At 50.9% G+C, this 9,035-nt stretch carries 20 protein-coding genes; all 20 read right to left on the minus strand.

The window, feature by feature from the left end:
* A complete protein-coding gene (locus D7S44_RS09725; protein WP_120454342.1) occupies window positions 1-477 on the minus strand; it encodes a terminase in 477 nt (158 codons plus the stop codon).
* Between the two features lie 68 nt (window positions 478-545).
* A complete protein-coding gene (locus D7S44_RS09730) occupies window positions 546-1,073 on the minus strand; it encodes a KilA-N domain-containing protein (protein WP_120454344.1) in 528 nt (175 codons plus the stop codon).
* A gap of 192 nt (window positions 1,074-1,265) precedes the next feature.
* Window positions 1,266-1,541, minus strand: a complete 276-nt coding sequence (locus tag D7S44_RS09735) for a hypothetical protein (protein WP_120454345.1) — start codon at window positions 1,539-1,541, stop codon at window positions 1,266-1,268.
* A 149-nt stretch (window positions 1,542-1,690) separates the two neighbouring features.
* The gene (locus D7S44_RS09740) at window positions 1,691-1,975 is read right to left on the minus strand and encodes a hypothetical protein (protein ID WP_120454347.1); all 285 of its coding nucleotides are present in this window, start codon (window positions 1,973-1,975) and stop codon (window positions 1,691-1,693) included.
* Window positions 1,972-2,316, minus strand: a complete 345-nt coding sequence (locus D7S44_RS09745; protein ID WP_120454349.1) for a DUF7940 domain-containing protein — start codon at window positions 2,314-2,316, stop codon at window positions 1,972-1,974. Before D7S44_RS09745 ends, D7S44_RS09740 begins: the two co-directional genes overlap by 4 nt.
* Before the next feature lies 1 nt (window position 2,317).
* Complete coding sequence (locus tag D7S44_RS09750) at window positions 2,318-2,833, minus strand: HNH endonuclease (RefSeq protein ID WP_120454352.1); 516 nt, start codon at window positions 2,831-2,833, stop codon at window positions 2,318-2,320.
* Window positions 2,830-3,297, minus strand: a complete 468-nt coding sequence (locus tag D7S44_RS09755) for a lysozyme family protein (protein WP_120454354.1) — start codon at window positions 3,295-3,297, stop codon at window positions 2,830-2,832. Before D7S44_RS09755 ends, D7S44_RS09750 begins: the two co-directional genes overlap by 4 nt.
* Entirely contained in the window at window positions 3,294-3,605 is a 312-nt protein-coding gene (locus tag D7S44_RS09760) for a hypothetical protein (protein ID WP_120454356.1), read from the minus strand. Before D7S44_RS09760 ends, D7S44_RS09755 begins: the two co-directional genes overlap by 4 nt.
* Complete coding sequence (locus tag D7S44_RS09765) at window positions 3,589-3,984, minus strand: hypothetical protein (protein ID WP_120454358.1); 396 nt, start codon at window positions 3,982-3,984, stop codon at window positions 3,589-3,591. Before D7S44_RS09765 ends, D7S44_RS09760 begins: the two co-directional genes overlap by 17 nt.
* A 717-nt stretch (window positions 3,985-4,701) precedes the next feature.
* Window positions 4,702-5,325 (minus strand): hypothetical protein, encoded by a 624-nt coding sequence (locus D7S44_RS09770; RefSeq protein ID WP_120454360.1) that lies wholly within the window; start codon window positions 5,323-5,325, stop codon window positions 4,702-4,704.
* Entirely contained in the window at window positions 5,315-5,440 is a 126-nt protein-coding gene (locus D7S44_RS24005; protein ID WP_257026248.1) for a hypothetical protein, read from the minus strand. Before D7S44_RS24005 ends, D7S44_RS09770 begins: the two co-directional genes overlap by 11 nt.
* Window positions 5,441-5,666: 226 nt before the next feature.
* The gene (locus D7S44_RS09780; protein WP_120454365.1) at window positions 5,667-6,032 is read right to left on the minus strand and encodes a RusA family crossover junction endodeoxyribonuclease; all 366 of its coding nucleotides are present in this window, start codon (window positions 6,030-6,032) and stop codon (window positions 5,667-5,669) included.
* Window positions 6,029-6,319: a DUF1364 domain-containing protein gene (locus D7S44_RS09785; protein ID WP_120454367.1), complete on the minus strand. Its 291-nt coding sequence runs from the start codon at window positions 6,317-6,319 to the stop codon at window positions 6,029-6,031. The genes D7S44_RS09780 and D7S44_RS09785 overlap by 4 nt, the downstream gene beginning before the upstream one ends.
* Before the next feature lie 70 nt (window positions 6,320-6,389).
* Window positions 6,390-6,908, minus strand: a complete 519-nt coding sequence (locus tag D7S44_RS09790) for an HNH endonuclease signature motif containing protein (protein ID WP_120454368.1) — start codon at window positions 6,906-6,908, stop codon at window positions 6,390-6,392.
* Window positions 6,908-7,147, minus strand: a complete 240-nt coding sequence (locus D7S44_RS09795; RefSeq protein ID WP_120454370.1) for a hypothetical protein — start codon at window positions 7,145-7,147, stop codon at window positions 6,908-6,910. The genes D7S44_RS09790 and D7S44_RS09795 overlap by 1 nt, the downstream gene beginning before the upstream one ends.
* Window positions 7,148-7,413: 266 nt before the next feature.
* The gene (locus D7S44_RS09805) at window positions 7,414-7,743 is read right to left on the minus strand and encodes a phage protein NinX family protein (protein ID WP_120454373.1); all 330 of its coding nucleotides are present in this window, start codon (window positions 7,741-7,743) and stop codon (window positions 7,414-7,416) included.
* 141 nt (window positions 7,744-7,884) lie between these two features.
* Window positions 7,885-8,184 (minus strand): hypothetical protein, encoded by a 300-nt coding sequence (locus D7S44_RS09810; protein WP_120454375.1) that lies wholly within the window; start codon window positions 8,182-8,184, stop codon window positions 7,885-7,887.
* Entirely contained in the window at window positions 8,181-8,642 is a 462-nt protein-coding gene (locus tag D7S44_RS09815; RefSeq protein ID WP_120454377.1) for a recombination protein NinB, read from the minus strand. Before D7S44_RS09815 ends, D7S44_RS09810 begins: the two co-directional genes overlap by 4 nt.
* Complete coding sequence (locus D7S44_RS23500; RefSeq protein ID WP_120454380.1) at window positions 8,611-8,865, minus strand: hypothetical protein; 255 nt, start codon at window positions 8,863-8,865, stop codon at window positions 8,611-8,613. The genes D7S44_RS09815 and D7S44_RS23500 overlap by 32 nt, the downstream gene beginning before the upstream one ends.
* Window positions 8,858-9,034 carry a hypothetical protein gene (locus D7S44_RS23505; protein WP_158591241.1) on the minus strand — a complete coding sequence of 59 codons (177 nt, stop codon included), beginning with the start codon at window positions 9,032-9,034 and terminating at the stop codon, window positions 8,858-8,860. The genes D7S44_RS23500 and D7S44_RS23505 overlap by 8 nt, the downstream gene beginning before the upstream one ends.
* Window position 9,035 lies beyond the last annotated feature (1 nt).

A 9,035-nucleotide genomic window follows, 5' to 3' on the forward strand; every position in this document is an offset into this window, starting at 1 on the left:
TCAGTCTAATCCGTCTAGTTTCCCCTCCAGTTGAGCCTGTGCAGCGGCGTAATCATCAGGCGTGTAATTAACCACCTGCACAGGGCCGCCATTCGCGCCCTCAATGCCGTGATCAATCTTGTCCCGCCATGTTTTCTTTTGCCGGTTCTTAAGCCAGAAGATGGCTGCAGCCGTGTCAGGGGGGTAATGCTTCTGTATTTCTGTCTTAACGATTTTGTCGTTAATGACGCGAATATCGACATCTGGGGCAACATAACCCATAGCGCGTTGGTAGAGGCTGTCAGCCACTTCGCCATCTGAAATGTCCTTGCCCTTTTTTATGGACTCTGAAAACTCTGGGTGGTCAATTTTCCACTTGTGAATAGTAGACTCGGCCACTTCGAAGAAGTCAGCGAGTTGATCGTCGGTGTAGCCAAGCATGCACAGCTTGCGAGCCTGCTCGGCATACGCCTTCTGGTACTTGGTTGGCCTAGCCATAATCATTTCCTGTTATATCGTGAAGCATTATCAGAGCCACCTGGAAAAGTTGATGGCTCTTGTAATGGTCACGCAGCCTTGCCTTCCATCAGTGAAACCATGTCAGGATCCATCTGTTCGATGATGCGTTCTCGGGCATTGTTGAGTAGTGCCTTACGTCCGCCACGACCCCACCTGCTCATAGTACGAGCGCATCCGCTTACCTGCTCAGTCTCATTTGCGATCAGGAGGTCTAATCGGTTTAGTTGGTTCATATGGCTAATGCCGTTAAGAACAGCTTCGCGGAATGTTTCGTACACCCTGATTTCGAACTGCGGACTCAGCCATGCTGCGTATCGAATAGCGACCAACTCTAATCCCCATACGCCATGGTTAAGCCCGCCATTAATGATTTCTACCGCCGTGCATTTTTGCACTCCGCTCAGAGTTTGAACAAAGTTGCGAATCTGCTTACTGCGCATGAACTGGCTTGGCCGCTGGTTATCAGTAGCCTCGCCTTTTAATACAGCAGCTGAGTGCAGGTCATTCAGGTTGTAACGCCCTTCGCTGTCTACACGAACAGAAACGCCATTTACGATTACGGTTGGATACGTCATTGCGATTACCTTTTAGAAAGATGAGCCTGTTCGCACAGAAGAGCCGCCCCCGAGATGGTCGCCACCATATAACGGCAATTCTCAGGCTCAGCTTTCTGAAAGGCTCGGGGTTGAGTTGCGCTGCGACGCGCGGTGAAATGCATATAAAAAAGCCCCGGACTATGCCGAGGCTCTTGTGATATGGACTTCTGCTTACAGGTACTTCTGAGCCAGCGCTTTAAGCTCGTCTTTTGCTGCTTCACCCAGCTGAGCGACACCCTGCTCAACGAAGTTAAAAGCCGCTTCGAAGTCTTTAACGCCAGTCTTTACTACCGCCACAGGGGTTTCGGTTACTGTGGTTACTTCAGGTGAGGTGGTTGTTGCGGTATCGGTGGCGGGGGTATCAGTTACTACGACAGAATCAGTCACGGTCGTTTCCTTGGTTGCGGGCTCACTCTTTTGCAGGAGCCACTTAATGGGATTGAACATTGGTTTTCTCTCCACACAACTTCACCCAAAGGTCGTTGTGGTCGTTGATAGCGCGGACAGTTCGGATGTCCATCACGTCAGCATCTTTGCCGTGGGTGCGAATTGGGCTGTCGAGTGTGCAGAGGGAGTCAACTGTCTTTGTCGGGGCGTCAGTCGTCGGAGTTGAATTGCGACTGGCGCAGCTTGTTGCGAGCAGCGTCATCGCTAAGAGCAGCATTGTTCTGTTTAACACTGTTTGCTTTCTCCGTGTTCTCTGACTGCTTTTTGGCAACGTCGGCAACCTGCTGGGATTCAACCTTTGCAGCCTGCACGTCAGCTTTAGCCTGTGTCTGCGTGGTGCCGATTTTCTTGCCACCGAAGTAGCTGGCAGCGATAGCAGCCAGGACAGCGACGCCTGCGAGGATGTAATTCCACCATTCAGTGATGAAGCTCATGGCTGGCTCTCCATCTGCTGTTTGCGATCGAGGAGCTTCTTCTGGCGCACGAACTGAGCTATGACTCCCATTGCCACCATGAAAGCACCGATCATGCCGAGGTAGTTTTGAGGCAGATACGACTTGATATCAGGCGGCAACACATTCCATGCATCGAGTGCGTTTTGCGGGAATGACTGCACCCACGCACTAAGTGCTGAACCGACAGATGCCAGCCATACGCTGTACGCCTTGAATAGAAGCTTTGCATGGGCAACAAACTCCAGAGAGGTGTACTTGCGGATAAGCAGCACAACCACGATGGCGATGACGATAATCAGGAGCCAAATGAGAAAGGTCATATCAGACAGCTCCGTGATTTGCGAATTCGCCATGAGCCTTGGCTCGTGCAGCAACCACGACTCTCTCTGCCTCATCTAGTGAGGCGAATAAGCCAAGCTCGTACCGCTTACCATTGCAATTGAACTTCGCTCTCCATTTGCCGGATTTGCCATCCAGATTTACGCCTTTAACGCCGCTTTTGTTGTTGCGATAAGCGGTTTTGTTGTGTTGGTTTTGAGAGGCGGATGCAATACGGAGGTTCGCCAGCCTGTTATCTTTTTTGTTGCCATTGATGTGATCGATTTCTACGTCTGAGGATAATTCGCCATGCACGATGGCCCATGCCAGTCGATGCGAGTAGTAGCGTTCCCAGAAGACACGGAATCCGACGTAACTGCCGTGGACGCTGCCTGTAAACCAGCCATCTTCAGCCCGGCAAGATTGCTTCTCTTTCCAGAAGAATAGCCCCGTAATTGGGTCATATTTCAGCACTTTAGAAATACGCTCAACGAGATCTTTATTAAGTGGTTTTTTCATATCAAACCCTTATAAACATCATAAGTGCCTGTTCTCATCACTTCTGAATGACGCTGCGCTCTCGCTTTAGTTTGCTTTGCCCACAAACTATCAAGCATGGCATTGGAAGCGCCGGAGAAATTTCCATTGGAGATAAGTATGAGCGTGTTCTTAAACCCCTTCAGGCCATCCAGTCCAAGCTGGAAGCACATGCTATACAGGATGTCGGCGCGCGCTGGGTTGCACTTTTGCAACGCGGCGTAAATCGATGGCGTGTTTCGACACTGGTTCATCACGCTGTCAACAAAGGTCTGAAGCCATACATCGCCCACTACACGAGGAACGGTGAAGGTGTAGCTCGACAGTGAATTGTTCTTCGGGCCTATCTTGATTCCGCAGGCGACTGTCGGAAAGCCTTCCGTATCGATATACGGCTTCTCTCGATAGCCCTCTTCGTAATTGAGGATCGGGATAATCTTGCTCATTTTTTCTCGTCCTCTGTCACTACCTGTTTAACCTTGTCAGCTGTCTTCGTTGCGGTTCTGTCAGGGATGCCGTCAACCTTCTTCTGAAGGTCTTCAACCTGCCCGGCAATCTTCGCCACCTTCGCGTCGCGTCGCTCAGCAACTCGCTGGTAGTCCTTACGGATATCATCAATTCGCTGATTAGCGTCGCTGCTTACGTAGACGAACATGATGGTCATGAAGATGCAGATAGCGCTCAGGACGAGCATCATCGAGCCGAGAATAATGTTCCGCTTGTGCTTCTGGTTGTCGTTACTGTTTTGTACCATCGCTGCCGTCCTCTAAGTTGGCGATCAGCCTGGTTACTTCACTTCTGAATTTCTCGTTGCCGGTCGCGTTTGCTTCTTCGGACATGGCGAGAAGGATGCCCAGCGCGCTCTTAATCAGGCGCAGGTCAGTCTCCAGTGTTGATATGCGTCGGAGGTGCTTGTTCTGCTCGTCGCGGAGAGTGTCGTTTTCTGTGCGCAGGAGGGCATTGCTTTCTTTGAGCAATAAAACCTGCTCTTTGTAATTGGAGATAATCTCTCCGCCTGCCCTGCTGTTAGTGACTAGCGCAGCAATTCCAGCGAAAAGCGGTTTCCAGAAGAGTGCAACCGCCCCGCCGCCAAGCAGCAAAGCGCCGATACTTGTGATTAAACTTTCATTCATGCCGCACCTCGCGGTGACGACTCTGCGTAGTATTCATGGCCGTCTCCGGCGGTTCCGGTAAGACCGGCTGGATGCTGTGAAGAAAATGCGCAACGCCCCTTCGTTACAAGGGAGTAAGTGAAAGATGACGGGCGTGCGCAAAAGCGGAAAAGCCGCTCATGGCGACCTCTTGTAATGGGGTGTCCGGCTCACTCCCCCAACCTGACCAGAAACGACGGGGGACTACGCAACCATTGGTTTCGGGTTTCTACCCTCATCAGGCGTAGTGTTTCTGGCTGTTCACCTACTTGCCGGACGGTGGTGACGTATGTTCTTTTTAATTTAGAGCTCTGACGCAATTGCGATTAGGTGACTGGCACGTCTGCCCAGAGCTGATTATGTGTTGTGGTGCGCAGTCTATTCGGCAAGAGGAGTCTGCGCACACCTCATTACGATCGATCACTGGGGAGTAATCGACTTGCCTTATTCACCACAACGGCCAAGAGCAATCGGCGTCTCTAAAGCGCTCGGAAAGCACCCACCAATAACTCTTGCCGTTGTGCAGAACGTAAAAAAGCCCCGCCGGTTGGTGAGACCGTGGGGCTTTTCTGTAATCCACAAGATTTTTTGCAACTGACCGAGAAACCGTACCGCTCAGTACGCTTTACTTCCCGAGCATGCCATTAATGTGCCAGGTTGCATGCCCTTTGTCTTTAGCAATTAGTGCTTATTTTCTGTTCACGCTGCAATATTAGGAATCTCCTTCTCCATTTCTCGCTTAATCGCGTAATACATTTCTCCTTCGATGATATCCATCGCCCACTCCAGCCGGTTTCGAGCCTCCTTTGGGGTGATGCTTGTGTAATAAATCAGGCATGAGCCGATGTTTTGCGCGCTCTTGCGCTTGCAGTATCGTAATCTGGCTACGTTCCGAAGCGGGTTATCTTTACCGAATGTCTTTACCAGCACAGATTCAACAAAGGCAGCATCATCTGATTCTTTGGCGAGAGCGATGATGTTTGCCGTTGATGTCTGAGGCATCAGTAAGTCCCTTGCCTTGCGGAATAACTCTTCACCGCGCAGGCCTTCACAGTGCAGTTGTGACACGATTTTCTCTATCTGCTTGCCCTTTTGTTCACTCCATTCGCAGCGCATCATCAGGCGGCCTATAACGTTCACTTCTCCGCGGTCATAGTCTTCACCGCCGAGATGATCGCCCCATACTGTCAGGAGGTGGCGCACCCATGCCTGCTGCGATCGGTTGATGGTTTTCCAGCCATTACCGAACAGTCGGCGCATTTCCGCAGCGCTACGTACTCCTGACAGGCGTACCAATTGCTGAAAGTCTCGTTCAATGCGCATGTGTATTCCCTCTCAGCTTCATTTCGATTCGCAACAGGCGATAGTTGATTTCATACATGCCGCGCAGCTTCAGGATGCGGAGCCTGAGCCATTTCTCTCTGAGGTAGTCGTTCATTGCTATCACCATCCAAATACAAACGTTTTGAATAACAGCGCACCAACAGCCCAAGGGATGCACCCAGCGCATAAAACGCTGCACAGGAAGGCCGCAGTCTTTCCCCAGAAGCCCAGGCTGCTGAAGGCTGGCATTTCGTCTGGGTCATCGCCGTATTTGATGCAAATCGCACCCATGACGACGAACATGAGCACCGTCCATGTCGCCCCTACTGCGTTTAGTGTCATCATGCTGCAGCCCCTATTTCAGTGATGATGATTTCCAGCCTACCGCCCTTCACCACCTCACAACGCACCATGCGCACGTCATCAATGAGGCTGTCGTCAGCGATAACGCCTGCATGGGTGAGCGAGTCGAGAGGAGCTTTGAAGAGGTTGTCCAGGTCACGCCGGGCGCGTGTAGGTGGATATGCGAGGATTTTTACTTTCAGCCTTCCGGCTAGTTGGTATTGCTGATTTGCTTCGGAGATTTGTTTGGTTACTGCTGCGCTGTATTCCCTTCCCTTTTTGCTTTTTATCTTTCGTCCGCGGAACACTGAGAAGAGGTGATTGTTTCCGGGCGGCCAGGGTAACTCGATCCTGTATTCGTTCATCGCCTTAGCTTCCCCTCCCTCAGCAGAGCATCCTGCGTCCTGATTACGCCTTCCAGATGAGCTATGCGGGCCTCAGTGACTTCACAGCGACGCGTACGGCGGTCTATCTCGTCATGACAGGCTGAACATGCCCATGCGCCGAAAAGGTCATCAGGCTTCATTCCTGTGCCGCAGATACCAACCATCCGGTAATGCGCGAGAACTACTGTTTCTGAGTTGCCATTGCAGATTCCCGGCAGCCTCACCTGGCACTCCCTGCCCCGCGCTTCTTTGCGTAGGTTTGCCATTACCTTCTCCCTCCCATGCAGCCAGCGATGATGATGCTCAGCAGAAATAACCCAATAATGTCGGCGTCAGTCATCTTTCACCTCCATAAACCAGCTTATGGATTTCTTTTTCTGCCGCTTGCCTTGCCTGAACGGCGTGCTCTAACAGCTCAAAAGTTCCGAGATGCCTGCATTTATAATTGAAAGTGATTTGTGCTACGTATTTCCCAGTCCTGCTGCATATATATATTCCTTTATGTCCTGTTTTATTTGTACATTTTAATGAAGAGTTGACCACGTTACCTTGCGGGCTTACATCTCTAAGGTTTGAGATCCGGTTATCTTTTCTGTCATGGTTTATGTGGTCAATTACCCCATCTGGCCATTTTTTGTGAACGTAAAACCATGCCAGCCTGTGCAGGAAGTATCGCTCCCCATCAATCATGCATTCCAGATAGCCGCATGAGTGCTTTGAGCCTACCTTCATTCCAGCTTGTGCCGGGCCCCAGAGATAAACCCTTCGCACGAACTCACCAGTTTTTTGGTCATAAGTGAACAGATGAGTTAAGCGGTCATGAGTCAATTTCCATTCTTTCGCATTAGTAGCCATTAGTGCAGCCTCCCAAATTGCTCGTCTCCGTACTCATCCATATCGTCAATAATTTCTATTCGAAGACCGGTCCCGCCTAGGTCCATTACAAAGGGGATTCTCTCCTCTCCAGCACTTACAGCCTCAAGGTATCCATGCAGATAACTCAGGAGGTAAAGCATTGGCTCCTCACCTCGCTCCCCGATTGAATCTAAAACATCGGCAAGCTCGTCTGCGCATTGGGTATCAATTGGAAGCATGATTTTCTCCGTAGTGATGTTTGTCTTCAGAGGTGAGGATGGTGTAGCAGCGCTGGCAGCGTTCTTTCATGACAGATACCTCATCACTCGCAGATACGCCTTTCCTCGCGGCCAAACCTTTGCCCTGATTCGGTCGTCGAGCGCGCGCAGAAAAGGTCTCAGTTGGTTGCGGTAATGCCTGCGCCTTATGTTTCGCGCATAGGCATAGTGCTGCCGGTCAATCTCTTTTCGGTGCAGGTGATATAGGTCGTAAACATTTGTACCTTTCATTTGGCCTCCTGCATCACCAGAAAGACAATCATTGCCGCGCGCAATGGGTTGGGATGCGATTCGCAGAGATCGATGTCACTGGCTGGGTAAGCAAGCCAGTCGGCTGGCTGGTCATATTCCATCGGAGCACTGATAGTTATCTTGTTAGCCAAAATTATCGGCCCGGCATCAGACCATGAGTTGCAGTAATTTTTAGTACCTTTGATACGACCTTTGTCGTCTCGGAAGCTTACGCTGTCGTCCTGATGGATGAACTTTGCATTCCATCCAAGCGCCTCACCTACAGCGGCATTAATTTCGTGGTCTTTCAATTCGCTGTAATTCATCGTGTAAACCTCATTCTGTTCGCCACAGACTCACGAATCCCCTTCAGGTAATCGAAGGTGACTATCTGGCTTTCGGAGAGTTTTGGCTTGGGTTTGCGGCGGGGTGATTTGACGTCGTAGATGGCGTGATTTTCCATTCGCTCAAAGAGCGATTTCTTGCGGCGCATGTCCACCTCTCACGCTGTCCAGCAGGCTCTGAAACTCTGCCATGTTTGGGCTGATGCCGAATCCGACATGTGCCGTTCCAGCGCGATACCGGCAGTCGCTGTAGCTAATGTGAGCCTTAACGATGTGGTGCCCGCCAGTCAGCGTATGAAGCACCGTGAGCACGTTCTTTTTGGGTGCGCATGCCGAGCGGGATACGCGCTCGAGTATTTCGTATGTGCTGTGCCATTTGCCATCTGCGAGAACTTTGTGAATATCTGCTTTGATTTTGCTCATGCTGATCTCCTGTTCTTTTCTCCCCAGCGCTGCGCCCACTCTAGCTCTAGCCGGGATTCGTCGCTAAACTTCACGTTCTGCTCTGTGCCGAACCAGTAAATCGCCTCGATTACCTCGACCATCTCGCTCACTCGCATCTTGCTTGTCCGTGAGCCGAACATGACGACGCCGCCGCCGATACCGGGTGCGGTGCGCTGCTGTTCGTTTTTGGATTTCGCTACGAGTGCGGTGATGAGATCTTTCCAGTCGTCAGGGCTGTATTTCTGCCCATACCATTCAACCTGTCGGGAGAGGTCATGCAGCAGCGGCCAAAGCTTTCTGTTTTGGTCTGAGCTGCGCTTTCTTTCCTGGATGACTATTTCGAATGGCTTGTCTGGACTGGCGGGGAGTTTCTGGATGGCTTCAATGCAGTTTCGTCGGATGCGGTCATCCCGCAGGAGGAAATTCATCTTCTCCATCGTTGCCACCCCGGATTAGAGTAAGTTTTGGCTTGTCGTCGTGGTCGAAAAGCGTAATGGTCATTTTTCTCTCTTCGAAATTGTGCGTGTATGCGTCACATTGCTTGGCGTCCATAAAGCCGGATACAAAGCTCAGCATATAATTCAACGGGTCTATGCCGGTCCGATACATCATGTCGACAGCTTCGGCGAACTTATCTTCTGCTTTGCTTCGTCTAGTCATCGCGCTTATCTCTCTTCAGTGCGTCGCTCAGGGTTTTGCGGATAGCAGCAGGAAGTGACATGAAGCCTGCGTAACGTGTAGCGATTACAGCAAGGTCATTTGCCAGCTTATCCAGTTCAGCGTCTGATATGACGTGCTCAGGACGTTTGAGGGGGATTACGTTGTTCATT

The organism is Pantoea piersonii (genome assembly GCF_003612015.1).
In the GTDB taxonomy this organism is placed as follows: Bacteria; Pseudomonadota; Gammaproteobacteria; order Enterobacterales; family Enterobacteriaceae; genus Pantoea; species Pantoea piersonii.